The 14,689-nt window shown below is 66.7% G+C and carries 14 protein-coding genes; 9 read left to right on the top strand and 5 right to left on the bottom strand.

Annotation, left to right across the window (positions count from 1 at the left end; all coding sequences use genetic code 11):
• Positions 1–317 precede the first annotated feature (317 nt).
• The 4 genes from uvrD to G6032_RS15510 are packed head-to-tail and all read left to right on the top strand — an operon-like array spanning position 318 to position 5,792.
• Positions 318–2,474, top strand: coding sequence for a DNA helicase II (gene uvrD / locus G6032_RS14075; RefSeq protein WP_165282885.1), 2,157 nt, complete (start codon positions 318–320; stop codon positions 2,472–2,474).
• Between the two features lie 36 nt (positions 2,475–2,510).
• A complete protein-coding gene (gene trkA, locus G6032_RS14080) occupies positions 2,511–3,923 on the top strand; it encodes a Trk system potassium transporter TrkA (protein ID WP_165282775.1) in 1,413 nt (470 codons plus the stop codon).
• A gap of 16 nt (positions 3,924–3,939) precedes the next feature.
• Positions 3,940–5,469 (top strand): TrkH family potassium uptake protein, encoded by a 1,530-nt coding sequence (locus G6032_RS14085; protein ID WP_165282776.1) that lies wholly within the window; start codon positions 3,940–3,942, stop codon positions 5,467–5,469.
• Positions 5,469–5,792, top strand: coding sequence for a tetratricopeptide repeat protein (locus tag G6032_RS15510; RefSeq protein WP_206211992.1), 324 nt, complete (start codon positions 5,469–5,471; stop codon positions 5,790–5,792). Before G6032_RS14085 ends, G6032_RS15510 begins: the two co-directional genes overlap by 1 nt.
• A gap of 16 nt (positions 5,793–5,808) precedes the next feature.
• Here G6032_RS15510 and G6032_RS14090 read toward each other — a convergent pair whose 3' ends face one another.
• Together G6032_RS14090 and G6032_RS14095 are read right to left on the bottom strand one after the other, a co-directional pair.
• The gene (locus tag G6032_RS14090; protein ID WP_206211993.1) at positions 5,809–6,804 is read right to left on the bottom strand and encodes a glycosyltransferase family 1 protein; all 996 of its coding nucleotides are present in this window, start codon (positions 6,802–6,804) and stop codon (positions 5,809–5,811) included.
• Complete coding sequence (locus tag G6032_RS14095) at positions 6,801–7,601, bottom strand: UDP-2,3-diacylglucosamine diphosphatase (RefSeq protein WP_165282777.1); 801 nt, start codon at positions 7,599–7,601, stop codon at positions 6,801–6,803. Before G6032_RS14095 ends, G6032_RS14090 begins: the two co-directional genes overlap by 4 nt.
• A gap of 268 nt (positions 7,602–7,869) precedes the next feature.
• On the opposite strand from G6032_RS14095, the gene dtd reads away from it, so the two are divergent.
• The 4 genes from dtd to tatC are packed head-to-tail and all read left to right on the top strand — an operon-like array spanning position 7,870 to position 9,774.
• Positions 7,870–8,343 carry a D-aminoacyl-tRNA deacylase gene (gene dtd / locus G6032_RS14100; RefSeq protein ID WP_165282778.1) on the top strand — a complete coding sequence of 158 codons (474 nt, stop codon included), beginning with the start codon at positions 7,870–7,872 and terminating at the stop codon, positions 8,341–8,343.
• Positions 8,344–8,394: 51 nt separating this feature from the next.
• Positions 8,395–8,637 (top strand): Sec-independent protein translocase subunit TatA, encoded by a 243-nt coding sequence (gene tatA / locus G6032_RS14105; RefSeq protein WP_165282779.1) that lies wholly within the window; start codon positions 8,395–8,397, stop codon positions 8,635–8,637.
• Positions 8,638–8,642: 5 nt separating this feature from the next.
• A complete protein-coding gene (tatB, locus tag G6032_RS14110) occupies positions 8,643–9,011 on the top strand; it encodes a Sec-independent protein translocase protein TatB (RefSeq protein ID WP_165282780.1) in 369 nt (122 codons plus the stop codon).
• Positions 8,989–9,774, top strand: coding sequence for a twin-arginine translocase subunit TatC (tatC, locus tag G6032_RS14115; RefSeq protein WP_165282781.1), 786 nt, complete (start codon positions 8,989–8,991; stop codon positions 9,772–9,774). The genes tatB and tatC overlap by 23 nt, the downstream gene beginning before the upstream one ends.
• 46 nt (positions 9,775–9,820) lie before the next feature.
• On the opposite strand, the gene G6032_RS14120 is transcribed toward tatC, so the two are convergent.
• Both G6032_RS14120 and G6032_RS14125 read right to left on the bottom strand, forming a co-directional pair.
• Positions 9,821–10,123: a DUF1244 domain-containing protein gene (locus G6032_RS14120; protein ID WP_346763829.1), complete on the bottom strand. Its 303-nt coding sequence runs from the start codon at positions 10,121–10,123 to the stop codon at positions 9,821–9,823.
• A gap of 90 nt (positions 10,124–10,213) precedes the next feature.
• Positions 10,214–13,132, bottom strand: a complete 2,919-nt coding sequence (locus tag G6032_RS14125) for a M16 family metallopeptidase (protein WP_165282783.1) — start codon at positions 13,130–13,132, stop codon at positions 10,214–10,216.
• Positions 13,133–13,398: 266 nt separating this feature from the next.
• Here G6032_RS14125 and G6032_RS14130 point away from each other — a divergent pair, with 266 nt between their 5' ends.
• Positions 13,399–14,310 carry an EamA family transporter gene (locus tag G6032_RS14130; protein ID WP_165282784.1) on the top strand — a complete coding sequence of 304 codons (912 nt, stop codon included), beginning with the start codon at positions 13,399–13,401 and terminating at the stop codon, positions 14,308–14,310.
• On the opposite strand, the gene G6032_RS14135 is transcribed toward G6032_RS14130, so the two are convergent.
• Positions 14,307–14,684 carry a phage holin family protein gene (locus G6032_RS14135; RefSeq protein ID WP_165282785.1) on the bottom strand — a complete coding sequence of 126 codons (378 nt, stop codon included), beginning with the start codon at positions 14,682–14,684 and terminating at the stop codon, positions 14,307–14,309. The genes G6032_RS14130 and G6032_RS14135 overlap by 4 nt on opposite strands.
• Positions 14,685–14,689: the final 5 nt, after the last annotated feature.

Raw genomic sequence — 14,689 nt, forward strand, 5'->3', positions numbered from 1 at the left:
CGCCCATATACGTACTTTGTCTCCATCGGCCTCTCTATCACAGCCGACCCAAGGTCAAGGCGGGTCCCGGTCTCATGGTGGTCTGGCGAGCAGGAAGGACCCGCTTCGGCTGACAAGTGGATAACGGCCAGACCGATGCCATCCGTGCCTCGCCGACGCGGCGGTCACGGCGGCGGGGTATGACAGGGTCCTGCGAGCGGCATCAGACTTCCAAGCGAGCGGGACCCTGTCATGGCCCGCCGCGGACAGACCTCCGATCTTCCGCGAAGCTGGGCCTGACCCGCGGCCAGGGAAGCATGGCGGGTACAATGCGACGTATGGATATCACCCCCATCCTCGACCCCCTGAACGACGCCCAGCGCGAAGCCGTGACGGCGCCCGCCGATGCGCCCGTGCTGGTGCTGGCCGGCGCCGGGAGCGGCAAGACGCGCGTGCTCGTGCATCGCATCGCCTGGCTCGTGCAGGTGGAAAACGTCTCGCCCTGGGGCGTGCTGGCCGTGACCTTCACCAACAAGGCCGCGGCGGAAATGCGCGGACGCATCGAAGCGTTGCTCGGCATGCCGGCAGGCAACCTCTGGGTCGGCACCTTCCACGGCCTTGCACATCGCCTGCTGCGCCTGCACTGGCGCGAGGCGAAGCTGCCGCAGGCTTTCACGGTGCTGGATTCCGAGGACCAGCTGCGCCTGATCCGGCGCCTGCTGAAGTCCATGGAGCTCGACGAGAACCGCTACGTGCCCCGCGAGGTGCAGTGGTTCATCAACGCGCGCAAGGACGAGGGCCTGCGCGCGGCGCACCTCGAAGCGGGCGACGACCCCAATCGCCGCGTCTTCATCCGCATCTACGAGGCCTACCAGGCGCAGTGCGAACAAAGCGGGCTGGTCGATTTCGCGGAGCTGCTGCTGCGCGCGTTCGAGCTGTGGCGGGACGACGCGAGCCTGCTGGACCACTACCAGCGCCGCTTCCGGCACCTGCTGGTGGACGAGTTCCAGGACACCAACGCCATCCAGTACGCCTGGCTGCGCCTGCTCGCAGGCAAGGCAGGCAAGCCCTTCATCGTCGGCGACGACGACCAGAGCATCTATGGCTGGCGGGGTGCGCGGGTCGAGCACATCCGGCGCTTCCGCAAGGACTTCCCGGGGACGCGCCTCGTGCGCCTCGAGCAGAACTACCGCTCGACCGGCAACATCCTCAACGCGGCCAATGCCCTCATCGCGAACAACCGGGAGCGGCTCGGCAAGAAGCTGTGGACGGCGGGACACGCCGGGGAGCCGATCCGACTGTACACGGCCTACAACGAACGCGACGAGGCGGAGTTCGTCGTCAACCGCATCCGCGCCGCCGTCGAGCAGGGCGCCGCGAACAGCGAGATGGCGGTGCTCTACCGCTCCAATGCGCAGTCGCGGGTGTTCGAAGAGGCGCTCATCCAGGCGCGTATTCCCTACCGCGTCTACGGGGGACTGCGCTTCTTCGAAAGGGCGGAGATCAAGGACGCGCTCGCCTATTTGCGCCTCAGCGCCAATCGTGACGACGATTCGGCTTTCGAGCGGGTCGTGAACCTGCCGACGCGCGGGATCGGCGCCCGCACGCTGGAGCTGTTGCGCGAATACGCCCGCGCCAACACCACCTCCATGTGGCGCGCGGCGGGGGCGTTGATCTCGGACGGGCTGACCGCACGGGCGGCCCAGGCCCTGCACGCGTTTCTCGCCCTTATCGAGGCGCTGGACCGGGACACCCGCGGCCTGCCGTTGCACGAGCAGGTCGATCACGTCATCCAGGCCAGTGGTCTCATCGCCCACCACGGCAAGGAAAAAGGGGAACGCGGCGAGGCCCGGGTGGAGAACCTCGAGGAGCTCGTCAGCGCGGCGCGCGGTTTCGATCCCGAGCCGGACAGCGAGATGCGGCCGCTGGACGAATTCCTCGCCCACGCCGCGCTCGAAGCCGGCGAGGGGCAGGGGGGCGCGTGGGAAGACTGCGTGCAGCTGATGACCCTGCATTCGGCCAAGGGCCTCGAGTTCCCCGTCGTGTTCCTGGCCGGGCTGGAGGACGGCCTGTTTCCGCACAAGCGCAGCCTGCTCGACGCGGACGGCCTCGAGGAGGAGCGGCGCCTGGCCTACGTGGGCGCGACCCGCGCGATGCGCGAGCTTTACCTGAGTTATGCAGAGCAACGCCGCCTGCATGGCGTGGACAACTACGGCATTCCGTCGCGTTTCATCGGCGAGTTGCCCGCCGAACTCGTCGAGGAGGTCCGGCCCGCCGCGCGGGTGACGCGCCCGGCCGCCGCGCCGAGCGGCCGGTTTCGCGACGAACCCCCGGCCGGGATCTCGCTCGGGCAGCGCGTCCGCCACGCGTCATTCGGCGAGGGCGTGATCCTCAACCACGAGGGCCACGGCAGCCATGCCCGGGTGCAGGTCAACTTCGAGCATGCGGGCCCGAAGTGGCTGGTGCTGGCCTACGCGCGGCTGGAAGTGATGTAACATCGGCAGCGCCGCCCAGGCCGGACGACAAGCACTATGAAAATCCTCATTCTCGGCGCGGGCACCGTCGGTTCCACGGCCGCCGAATCGCTTTCCGAGGAAAACGAGATCACCGTGGTGGACCTCAACGGCCGCCACCTGCGGGAACTCCAGGACCGCCTCGACATCCGCACCGTCGAGGGACACGCCTCCCATCCGCGGGTGCTGGACCAGGCCGGCGCCGCGGACGCGGACATCCTCGTCGCGCTGACCGACAGCGACGAAACCAACATGATCGCCTGCCAGATCGCGTACAGCCTGTACCGCACGCCCGTGCGCATCGCGCGCATCCGCGCCGCCGAGTACACCTCGCGCCAGGAACTGTTCACCACCAAGACGATTCCCGTGGACACGATCATCAGCCCCGAGCAGCTGGTCACCGAGCACATCGAGCAGCTGATCCACTATCCCGGCGCCCACCAGGTGCTGGACTTCGCCGACGGCAAGGTGCGGCTCGTCGGCGTGATGGCGAAGGACGGCGGCCCCCTGATCGGGCAGGAACTGCGGGAACTGCGCCGCCACATCCCGCACACCGACACGCGCGTCGCCGCCATCTATCGCCGCAGCGCGATCGCGCCGGTCGGCAACGAGGAGCCCGTCTACGAGACCATCCTGCCGGAAGGCGACACCGTCATCCGCGCCAACGACCTGGTGTTCTTCCTCGCGGCCCGCAAGGACATCCGCGTCATGATGAGCGAGCTGCTGAAGCTCGAGCATCCCGCGCGCAGCATCATCATCGCCGGCGGCGGGCACATCGGCTTCGAGCTGGCCCGGCGCCTGGAGAACACCAACCGCGTGAAGGTCATCGAGCGGGACCACGACCGGGCGCGCTACATCGCTGAACGGCTGAAGCACGCCGTGGTGCTCACGGGCGACGCCGTCGACGAGAACCTGTTGATGGAAGAGAACATCGACAGGGTCGACGTATTCTGCGCGCTCACCAGCGCCGAGGAGGCCAACATCCTGTCCTCCTTTCTCGCCAAGCGCATGGGCGCGTCGCGCGTGATCGCGCTGATCAACCGGCCGTCCTACGCGAAACTGGTCGAGGACCAGTACGTCGATATCGCCGTCTCGCCGCAGGAGATCACGCTCAGCGCACTGCTGGCGAAAGTGCGCGGCATGCGCCTCGACGTCGGCCAGGTGCACGCCCTGCGCAGTGGCGCGGCCGAGGCAATCGAGGCCGTCGCACACGGCGATACCCGGACCTCGCGCGTGGTGGGCAAGAGAGTGGAAGAAGTGCCGCTGCCGCCCGGCACCACCATCGGCGCGATCGTGCGCGACAACAACGTCCTCATGGCGCACCGCACGACGGAGATCCAGGCCGAGGACCACGTCATCCTTTTCCTCACCGATCGCAGCCAGATCCCGGCGGTGGAAAAGTTGTTCCAGGTAAGCGTGACCTACACCTGATGACGGACGGCGCGCGTTGAACATTCTCGTCGTCACGCGGATCCTCGGGCTGTTGCTCGCCCTGTTCAGCCTGACGATGCTGCCGCCGGTGGCCGTCTCCTGGTTCTACAACGACGGCGCCTGGCTGGCATTCGCCCAAGCCTTCGCCATCATCCTGGCAACGGGACTCGCCATCTTCCTTCCGCTGCGCCGCCATCGTGCGGAACTGCGCATTCGCGACGGCTTCCTGGTGGTGGCGGGCTTCTGGGTGCTGCTCGGCCTCGCCGGCGCCATTCCCCTGCTGCTCGTCGAAATCCCGATCATGAGCTTCACGGAGGCCGTGTTCGAATCCGTCTCCGGTTTCACGACCACCGGTGCCACGGTGCTCGTGGGCCTCGACACGCTGCCGCGCTCGGTGCTCTGGTACCGCCAGCAGACCCAGTGGTTCGGGGGGATGGGCATCATCGTCCTCGCCGTGGCGATCCTGCCCGTGCTGGGCGTCGGCGGCATGCAGCTGTACCGGGCCGAGACACCCGGGCCGATGAAGGACACCAAGCTGACGCCGCGCATCACGGAGACCGCGAAGGCCCTGTGGATCACCTATGTCGGGCTCACGGCGGTGTGTGCGCTCTCGTACCGGCTCGCCGGCATGACATGGTTCGACGCCGTCTGCCACGCGTTTTCCTCTGTCGCAACGGCGGGGTTCTCGACCCACGACGCCAGCTTCGCGTATTTCGACAGCGCCCTGCTGGAATGGCTGGGCGCGCTGTTCATGTTTCTCGGCGCGACCAGCTTTGCGCTGCATTTTTACGCCATGCGCCGCGTCATTCCGGATATCCGCCTGGAGCGCGGCGCCGGCCTGCCGCGCTTTCGCTGGCCGCACCGCCGCAAGGTCTCCCTGGGCGCCGCCATCAACGGCTATTTCCAGGATCCCGAGTTCCGCGCCTTCATGCTCCTGCAGGCCGTGCTGATCGGCATCATTGCCGGCTACCTGGCCATCAAGGGCCACCACACGCCGGGCGAATCCATGACCAAGGCCGTCTTCCAGTCCGTTTCGGTGGGCACCACCACCGGCTTCGCCTCGGCCGATTTTTCGGCCTGGCCGGGCGCCTTGCCGGTGTTGCTGATCCTGGCGAGCTTCATCGGCGGCTGCGCGGGGTCCACGGCCGGCGGGATGAAAGTGCTGCGCTGGCTGCTGATCGTCAAGCAGGGCTGGCGCGAACTCGCGCGCCTCCTGCACCCGAACGCCGTGATGACCGTGCGCCTCGGCGAGCGCGCGGTGCCGACCCGCGTCGCCGAGGCGGTGTGGGGATTCTTCTCGGTCTACATCATCGTGTTCGGCTTCCTCATGGCGCTGATGATGTTCATCGGCCTCGACCAGATCACGGCGTTCTCGTCCATCGCGGCGACGCTGAACAACCTCGGCCCGGGCCTGGGCGAGGTGAGCTCGACTTTCGGCACCGTGCCGGAGGCCGCGCAGTGGGTCGGGATCCTGGCGATGATTCTCGGGCGGCTCGAGATTTTCACGCTCCTCGTGCTGTTCACACCGGAATTCTGGCGGCGCTGATGCGAGCGGCGCTGGAGAAAATGCTGGCGAGCGGGCGGGACGATGCCGTGTTGAGATTTTCGCTCGGCAGCGCGTGTCTCAAGGAAGGCGACGCCTCGGCCGCCGCGGTCCACCTCCGCCGGGCGGTGGAGCACGATCCGGCCTATTCCGCAGCCTGGAAGCTGCTCGGCAAGGCGCTGCTGGAACTCGAGCGGGACGACGAAGCGGAGCGATGCTGGACGCTGGGGATTGCAGCGGCCGAGGACAAGGGCGATGTCCAGGCGGCGAAGGAAATGCGGGTGTTCCTGAAGCGCCTGCAGAAGTCCGGCGGGGACAAGGGCTGACGGCGACCGCAAGCGCTCAGGCGGCGACGAGATGCGTGCAGAACTGCTCGGTGGCCCGTTCCCAGGTGTGTTCCAGCGCCTGGCGACGGCATGCCGCCCGATCCAGTTCCAGCGCGCCTCGCACCGCGGTCGCAAGATCCTCGTCGAGAATCCCGGTCTCGCCATGGCGCACGACGTCGCGCGGCCCGTCCACCGGATAGGCCGCCACCGGCAGGCCGCAGGCCATGGCCTCGAGCAGCACGATGCCGAAGGTGTCGGTCCGGCTCGGGAACACGAAGACGTCGGCCGAAGCCAGGAGCGTCGCCAGTTCGACACCGTACTTCGGGCCGACGAAGTTGACCCCCGGCCAGGCCTGGCGGAACGAATCCAGCGCAGGGCCGCCGCCGACGACCCAGCGCGTCCCCGGCCCATCCAGCTGCAGGAAGGCCTCGATGTTCTTCTCCACGGCCACGCGTCCCAGGTACATCAGGTGGGGACCGGGTCCCGGCAGCGCATCGCGCCGTGCCGGGTGGAACAGGTCGGTGTCCACGCCTCGTCCCCACACCACCGGGCTGTGGAAGCCGCGCGAGGAGAGCTCCGCCTGCTGCGTCGTGGTGGGTACCAGCGTGCGCGCGCCGGCATCGTGGAACCAGCGCAGGACGCGCCAGGTCCACGCCAGCGGCACCGGCGCGCGGAGCCGCACGTACTCCGGGAAACGCGTGTGGAACGAGGTCGTGAACGTCTGTCCGCGCAGCCGGCACCAGCGTCGGCCGGCCAGGCCGATGGGGCCTTCGGTCGCGATGTGGACCGCGTCGGGCCGGAACTCGTCGAGGATGCGCCGGACCCGGGCCCAGGGCCACGCCGCCAGCCGGATCTCGGGATACGTCGGGCAAGGAAACGTGTGGAAGGGCAGCGGCGTGACCGCCCGTACCTGGTGACCGGCGGCCTCCAGGCATCGTGTCGTCTCACCAAGGGTCCGGACCACTCCGTTGGTCTGGGGCAGCCAGGCATCCGAGACCAGCGCGATTTTCATGCCGCACTCTCCAGCGGCACCACCGCCTCTTCCCGCGCGCGGATTTCGGCCCAGTGCAACAGCTCGATGCGGCCGTCGCGGTGCTCGGCGAGTGCCGAACAGCTCTCCACCCAGTCGCCGTCGTTGCAATAAAGCACGCCGTCGACCATGCGCACTTCCGGGCGATGGATATGTCCGCAGACGAGGCCGTCCACCCCTTCCTGTCGGGCGGCGCGCACCACGGCATTCTCGAAATCGCCGATGTACTGCACGGCGTTCTTCACGCGATGCTTCAGGAAGGCCGCGAGCGACCAGTACCCGTAGCCGAAATAACGCCGCACCGCGTTCAGATGACGATTCAGGGAGATCAACAGGTCGTATGCATGGCCGCCAAGCCGCGCCAGCCAGGGACTGCAGCGCACGACGCCGTCGAACTCGTCGCCATGCAATACCAGGAGCCGCCTGCCGTCCGCGGTGACGTGGATGCTGCGCTCCAGGATCTCCACGTTGCCGAAGACGGTGCCGAGATGATCGCGGAACAGTTCGTCGTGATTGCCGGGCACGTACACGACACGCGTCCCGTGCCGCGCCATGCCGAGCACCGTCCGCAATACGTCGTTGTGCGCCTGGGGCCAGTACAGCCCTCGCCGCATGCTCCAGAAGTCTATGATGTCACCGACCAGGTAAAGCGTTTCGCAACGCACGGACCGAAGAAAATCGAGCAGCATGTCGGCCTGGCAGCCGCGCGTTCCGAGGTGGATGTCGGAAATGAATAGCGTTCGGAAGGACATCGGGCGAATATTCTGCACTCCGGACATGACTGACCTCCGCAGTTGACCCGCGGGCACAATGCGGCCGGGGGGTTACACGGACATCACCGCAACGTGACAGTCCCGTTGCTTGTCGCGTCCGGCGTCCCCGGACGAGGGGCCGGAATGGCTGAATCGCCGACAGAAGGGCTGGGTTCCCACTAAAAGCAAAGTTTTGATCGATGTGGATATATTAAGCGCTAACTGCCGATTTCTTCTCCCCCGAGTGGGATTCATGGGCCTTATGAGGACCGATAATGTCTTTTGGGGGTAGCTCATGATCGGCCTGATCCAGCGCGTGACCCGCGCCTCGGTCCGGGTCGGGGACGACATCGTCGGCCAGATCGGGCCGGGCTTGCTGGCGCTGGTCGCCGTCGAGCGCGGCGACACCGAATCGCAGGCCGCGCGCCTCGCAGCCCGGATCGTCTCCTACCGGGTATTTGAGGACCCGGCGGGACGCATGAACCTGTCGCTCGCCGACACCGGCGGCGGGCTGTTACTCGTCTCCCAGTTCACTCTCGCCGCGGATACCCGCAAGGGCGCCCGGCCCAGCTTCGCGCCGGCGGCCGAGCCCGAGACCGGGCGCCGCCTGTTCGATCGCCTCGTGGCCGAGGCCCGGGCTTCCCACGGTCCGGTGGAGACGGGACGATTCGGCGCCCGCATGCAGGTATCGCTGGTCAATGACGGGCCCGTGACATTTTCCCTGCGGGTTGATCCAGATGTCGGCGAGCAGGGTATCCATAGCGTATGATTGCGCCTCTGCCCAGCGATGCGGCTACCGGCCGCCAATTCGGAGGATCTCATGGGTCTCGGTGGTATCAGTCTTTGGCAACTCCTGATCATCCTGCTGATCGTGGTGTTGATATTCGGCACCAAGCGCCTGAAAGGCATTGGCTCCGATCTCGGCGGCGCCGTGAAGGGCTTCCGCAACTCGATGCAGGACGGCGAAACGGACGCCAAGAAGGAACAGCTCCAGGACCAGCGCAAGGAGGATGCTGACTTCCCGGAGAACAAGGTGAAGGACAAGGATCAGAACGGAGCCTGAGACCGGTGTTCGACATCGGCTTCTGGGAACTGTCGCTGATCATGCTGCTCGCCCTCCTCATCGTGGGCCCGGAGCGGCTGCCCGGCATGGTGAGCACGATCGGCAACTGGGCCGGCCGGGCCAAGTTCATGGCGCGCAGCCTGCGCATGCAGGTGGAACGCGAACTCGCCCGGGAGGTCGAGGAAGCGAAACCCAAGGAGGAGGCCGCGAAGCCGGCGAAGTCGCCCCCCGCAGAACCGAAAACCCCGGTGCAGGAGGCTGCGGAAGCCGCCCAGGTCGCACAGGAAGAGGCGATGGAAAGTGCGCGCGCCAGGCAGCGCGACGTTCAAGAGACCGCGGAGAAACACGGCGATGACGGCAGCCAAAAGGACTGAGGGCCAGGGCGAAGGCACCCTCCTGTCCCATCTCGTCGAACTCCGCACCCGGGTGATGAGGATGGTGATCACCGTCCTCGTGCTGTTCGTCTGTCTCGCGCCGTTCGCCGACTTCATCTTCACGACGGTGGCGGGCCCGCTGATGGCGCGCCTGCCCGAAGGCACCAGCATGATCGCCACCCAGGTGGCGTCGCCGTTCCTGACCCCCTTCAAGCTGGCGCTCGCCGCGGCCGTGTTCCTCGCCATGCCGATGCTGCTCTACCAGACCTGGGCGTTCGTCGCGCCGGGACTCTACAAGCAGGAACGCCGGCTGATCCTGCCGCTGATGGCGTCGAGCATCGTGCTGTTCTACGGCGGTGTAGCGTTCGCCTATTACGTGGTGTTCCCGCTGATGTTCTCGTTCTTCGCCGCGGCGACCCCGTCGGGCGTCGCGATGATGACCGACATCGCCGCGTACCTCGATTTCGTCCTCGCCCTGTTCTTCGCTTTCGGCCTCGCTTTCGAAGTGCCGGTTGCGACGGTCCTGGCCGTGTGGGCCGGCTTCACGACCCCGGAAAAACTCTCCAGGAAAAGACCCTTCGTGCTGTTGGGCGCCTTCGTCATGGGCATGCTCCTCACGCCGCCGGACATCATTTCCCAGACGCTGCTCGCCGTGCCGGTCTACATCCTGTTCGAGGCCGGCATCGTCATGGCGCGCGTGATGGTCCCGGGGCACAAGGAAGTGGAGGCGCAACAGAAGGAACAGGAGCAGTCGGGGAGCTGAGCGGCCGACGGCGCAGACCAAAGAGCCGGCACCGCCGCGCCCGGGTTCAGGGCGTCGCTTTCTGCTCCGCGACGGCGAATTTCTCCAGCTGCTCGGGCGTGGCTTCGCGCTGGTGACGCTGCTTGTATTCCGCGTACGGCATGCCATAAACGATCTCGCGCGCCTCGTCGTAGTCGAGCGTCACGCCGGCTTCGGCCGCCGCACCCGCATACCACTTCGACAGGCAGTTACGGCAGAAATACGCCAGGTTCATGAGGTCGAGGTTCTGCACCTCCGGATGGGCGCGCAGGTGGTCCACCAGCTTGCGGAACACCTGGGCCTCGATCTCCTGGCGCGTCTTCTCGTCGATCTCGTTTTTCATCGGCAATCTCCTCTAAAGGGCTGGATCCGACCACGCGCAGTTGCGTGGCCGGACCCGGGGTTTCGTCCTGCGCCCTGACTAGCGGCGGAACACCGTCTCCGCCGGCCGGATCCGAACCGCGTCGGCAGTGAAATCGAGCGGCAGCACCTCGATGACGGCGTCCTCCGCGAGCAGGGACTCGGGCTTCGGCGAGTTATAGCTCATGGGCGACGGCGTATCTTCGATCAGCCGCTGCTGCAGCTCCGCCGCATCCGGCGTGATGAACACGAACTTGATGTCTGCGGTCGTCAGGTGCTCGCGAATGGCCCTGTTGACGTCCGCGACGGTCAGCCGGGCCAGTTCAGCGCGTACGTAATCGGTGAAGTCCGGCGTGCCGTACCAGTCGCTGTCGATGGCGTAGCCGAGCAGGGCCGGCTGCGAACTGACGAGCTGGGCGACCCACTTGTCGAGAAATTCACGGGTGGCGGCGAACTGCTCTTCGCCCAGGCCGTTCTCGATCAGCTTGTCGAGCTCGTACATGGCCACGCGGGTGGCGAAATGCGCCTCGTTGTTCCCCGTCAACGGCCGCAGCCAGACCTGGAAGATCTGCTGCCGGCGGTACAGGTTCGGCTCCGGCTGTGTCAGGTACATGCCGCGCGGAAAGTATTCGATGTAGGCGTAGTCGCCATAGTTCATGCCGCGCTGCTCGCGAATGCGCTCATACAGGTGCGCGTTCTGGCTGCGATGCTGGCCGAGCCATTGTGTCGCCAGCCAGAGCGCCACCCAGTCGGGATCGCCCCGTTCGAGGGCTATCGGAAACCCGAAAGACACCGCGTGCGCCATCGTGGCTTTCTCGACGATGAGCGCCTCGTGGCCGTCGATCGGCGGCGGCGCCGGCAGTTCCGGCATCCGGGCGCCGGTCCCGGCCGGCAGGGCCGCCAGGTCACGCCGCAGCCGGGCGGCGAAGTCCGCAGGATAACCGCCGGCCAGGCCCACCGTCAGCCGGGCCGGCGAATAGTGTTCGGCATAGAAGGCTTGCACGTCATCGAGCGTCAATGCCTCGACGTCTTCGACCCGGCCGAGTGTCAACGTGCCGTAGGGATGCTCCGCGCCGTAGATGAACTGGTAGAGCGCTTCCTTGCCCAGCTCCTCGTCGTTGTTGGCCACGAGGTCGGTCGTGATGGCGTTGACCAGCTGGCTCTTGAGGCGACCGAAGTCCTCCTCGCGCCAGCCGGGCGTCAGCAGCTGTTCCGTTGCCAGGGCATACCACGCATCGAGGTTGTCCCGGTGGACGGTGCCGCCGAGGCGGACCATTTCCTTGCCGACCTGCGCGCCGAAGCCGGCGGCCATGGGATACATCGCGTCATTGATCTGGTCGATTGGCCGCTGGGCCGAGCCGGCCTCCGTGAGCATCATCGCGGTCAGCTGCGCGAGGCCCTTCTTGCCGGGCGGATCGAGAGCCGCGCCGGCACGAAACACGAAGGAGACGTCGACCAGGGGCGAGGCCTCGCTGCGACGCTCCACCAGCTCGAAAGCGGCTTCTCCGCCCGCGCTCGCGGCGGCCACCAGCTCATCCACTAACGGGCCGCCCGACTCGACACCCGCCAGCGAGTTGCCCTGGGCGACGACGCCGATGGTGCGCACGGCGTCGGTGAAATACCGGTTGGCCGCCGCAGCCAGGTCGGCCGGCTCCAGGGCCGCGTAGCTCGCATAAAGCTGGTTCACGGTTTCCACGGTGCGGTCGTACTGCACGATGCTCGCCAGTTCACCGGCGATGTCCACGGAGTTGTCGAGTCCGGCGAGGAAACCGTAGCGCATCCGCGCCTTGATCGGGGCCAGCTTGCCGGGCGACAGCGTCTCGGTGCGCGCGCGGGCGAAGGTGGCGAGAATCTCGTCACGTACCTCCGCCGCGGCCGCCGGGTCGCTGATCCGGGCGAGCACCCAGAACAGCCCGGGATCGCGGTTCATCGGCATGTAGGAGAACATCTGGTCTACGACCTGCCGGTCCAGCACCAGCTTGCGATAGAGATCGGAGTTGGCGGAAAAATAATGCTGCGCGAGGACCTGCACAGCGGCCATGTCCTTTCCGGCCGGATCGAACGCCGGGCCGCGGAAGGCGACGCCTATCCACGGCTGCGCGGCCGCTTCGACCGGGATATAGACCGAGTTCGGCCCGGCGCCTGGTGGCTCGACGGGAATCTCCGCCTCATAGCTGCCGGGTTCCCAGGGGCCGAAGTACTTCTCCACGAGGGCGAAAGTCGGCTCGAACTCCAGATCGCCCACGAGGACGATCGCCGCGTTCTCCGGCCGGTACCAGCGATCGAAAAAGATCTTCGAATACTCGTATTGCTCCGGCATCTCGAGGATGTCCTCGAAAAAGCCCATGGTGGTGTGGCGGTAAGTGTGTTCCTTGTAATGCACCGCGCGGACCTGCTCGAACAACTTGCGGATCGGGTTCGCGCTGTTCTTGATGTACTCGCCCTTGACGGCCAGCGCCTCGGTGCGAAACACGTCCTCCCCGTAAGAGAGGTTCATGAAGCGATCGGCCTCGAGCGCGAGGATCGTCTCCAGGTCCGCCTTGGTGAAGTCGATGTGGTAGTTCGTGTAGTCGTCGGTGGTGTAGGCGTTGATGTCCGCCCCGGCGCGCTTCAGGGCGGCGTTGAACTCTTCGGGCGAGACGTTTTTCGTGCCGCGGAACATCATGTGCTCGAAGAAGTGCGCAAAGCCCGTCTTGCCCGGCTCGATCTCGTTGCGGGAGCCGGTCTGGACCGGAATCTGCAGGCTGACGATATCCGGGAAATCGGTCTTGACGACGATGACCTTCAGTCCGTTCGCCAGTTCGCGCTCCTCGCGGGGGAGGTCGAATACGGGGCTCGTGACCGCCGGCGGCAGGACATCGGTGTCTTCCGGCGTTTCCGGGCCGGAGGGTTCGGGCGCGGCGGGGCCCGTCGCGCATGCAGCCATCAACGCGGCGGCCGAGGCTGCCACGAGGGCCAGCAGGAATTTTCTCATCGGCATGTCTGCTCTCCGTCAGCTAGTTCGAATGGTTTGGCGGCAACGCCTCGTGGGTCGCCGTAACGATCACCTGGTCGTCCACCGTGTGGTCCACGTTGATGCGGTCTTCCCCCCGTGGCTCATGGCAAGGAACTCCTGCTCATTCTCTTTCGAATACCCGGAGCAGCGTCGCCGGAGCCGGACGCTGCGGCATTATAGCGGCAGCTCCGGATCCCCTGCGCAGCGGAGCGGCCGGGCAGTACAATGCGCGCTGTCGCCCCGGAAACAGCATGGACACCACGCCGCCCCGCATCGCCCTGTTCGCCGCCTTCGCCATCGTCTACGTGGTCTGGGGCTCGACCTACCTGGCGATCGGCATCGCGGTGCAGGACCTGCCGCCGGGCCTGCTGGCCGGGGTCCGCTTCATCATCGCCGGCCTGGTGCTCGGCGCCCTCGCGCTGTCGCGCGGCCAGCCACTGCCGCGATCCGCAGCGGACTGGCGCACCGCCGCCACGCTCGCGGTCGCCTTCATCGTGCTGGGCAACGGCGTCGTCACATGGGCGCAGCAATGGGTGCCCTCCAACCAGGCCGCGTTGATCATCGCGAGTTCCGCGCTGTTCACCGCCTGGTTCGGCACCTTCGGCCGGCGCGGCGTACCGCTCAGTCGGGCGACGAAAATCGGCCTGTTCGCCGGCCTGTGCGGCACGGCGCTGCTGGTCTGGCCGATGGACCCGGACGGTATGGCGCCGGACGCCGGGCTGCTGTGGCCAAAGGCCGCCATCGTCATGTCCACGCTGGCCTGGTCATGGGGCGTCATGCACAGCCGCAACGCGATCGTGACGATGAAGCCGCTGATGTTCGTGGCCTGCCAGATGCTGGTGGGCGGCAGCATCCTCACGGCCATAGGAATCGCCGACGGGCAGCTGGCGGAGTGGTCGTGGACCCTCGCGGGGATCGGCGGCCTGCTCTATCTCACGGTGTTCGGCTCGTGCATCGCCTACGCCACCTACATGTGGCTGATCAACCAGACGTCGCCGGCACGAATCGGCACGATCGCCTACGTGAACCCGGCGATCGCGACCGCGCTCGGCTGGTGGCTGCTGGACGAATCGCTCAGTCCCTTGCAGCTCGGCGGCACGGCGATCATTCTCGCCAGCGTCGCCTGGGTGACGATCAGCGCGCGGGCCATCGGCCGACGCTAGTCGCGGCGCATGACGATGACTTCGTAGCGCCCGCTCTCGCCGATGAAGGCCGAGCCCAGCCAGCTGAAAAAACTCACGAAGAGCGCACCGAATATCGCGCTCCAGAAACCACCGAGCGTGAAGCCCTCGAACAGCAGCGACACGAGACCCAGCATCATCGCGTTGACCACCAGCAGGAACAGGCCGAGCGTCACGATCGTCAAGGGCAACGTGAGCAATATGACCACCGGGCGGACGAAGGCATTGACGATGCCCAGCACGAGCGCAGCGCCGAGCACAGTCAATGTGCCGGCCAGTTGCATGCCCGGCACGATCAGGGCGGCCAGCCACAGCGATACCGCGGTGATCAGCATGCGGACGAGAAATCCGTTCATGCGGC

Origin of the sequence: Wenzhouxiangella sp. XN24, assembly GCF_011064545.1 — a bacterium.
Classification (GTDB): domain Bacteria; phylum Pseudomonadota; class Gammaproteobacteria; order Steroidobacterales; family XN24; genus XN24.

What these genes read in the sequence shown, in the direction of transcription:
- dtd (WP_165282778.1), top strand. Translation starts at nt 7,870, where the DNA reads ATGATCGGCCTGATCCAGCGCGTGACCCGCGCCTCGGTCCGGGTCGGG.
- G6032_RS15510 (WP_206211992.1), top strand. Translation starts at nt 5,469, where the DNA reads ATGCGAGCGGCGCTGGAGAAAATGCTGGCGAGCGGGCGGGACGATGCC.
- tatA (WP_165282779.1), top strand. Translation starts at nt 8,395, where the DNA reads ATGGGTCTCGGTGGTATCAGTCTTTGGCAACTCCTGATCATCCTGCTG.
- G6032_RS14130 (WP_165282784.1), top strand. Translation starts at nt 13,399, where the DNA reads ATGGACACCACGCCGCCCCGCATCGCCCTGTTCGCCGCCTTCGCCATC.
- G6032_RS14135 (WP_165282785.1), bottom strand. Translation starts at nt 14,684, where the DNA reads ATGAACGGATTTCTCGTCCGCATGCTGATCACCGCGGTATCGCTGTGG.
- trkA (WP_165282775.1), top strand. Translation starts at nt 2,511, where the DNA reads ATGAAAATCCTCATTCTCGGCGCGGGCACCGTCGGTTCCACGGCCGCC.
- uvrD (WP_165282885.1), top strand. Translation starts at nt 318, where the DNA reads ATGGATATCACCCCCATCCTCGACCCCCTGAACGACGCCCAGCGCGAA.
- G6032_RS14090 (WP_206211993.1), bottom strand. Translation starts at nt 6,804, where the DNA reads ATGAAAATCGCGCTGGTCTCGGATGCCTGGCTGCCCCAGACCAACGGA.
- G6032_RS14125 (WP_165282783.1), bottom strand. Translation starts at nt 13,132, where the DNA reads ATGCCGATGAGAAAATTCCTGCTGGCCCTCGTGGCAGCCTCGGCCGCC.
- G6032_RS14095 (WP_165282777.1), bottom strand. Translation starts at nt 7,601, where the DNA reads ATGTCCGGAGTGCAGAATATTCGCCCGATGTCCTTCCGAACGCTATTC.
- tatC (WP_165282781.1), top strand. Translation starts at nt 8,989, where the DNA reads ATGACGGCAGCCAAAAGGACTGAGGGCCAGGGCGAAGGCACCCTCCTG.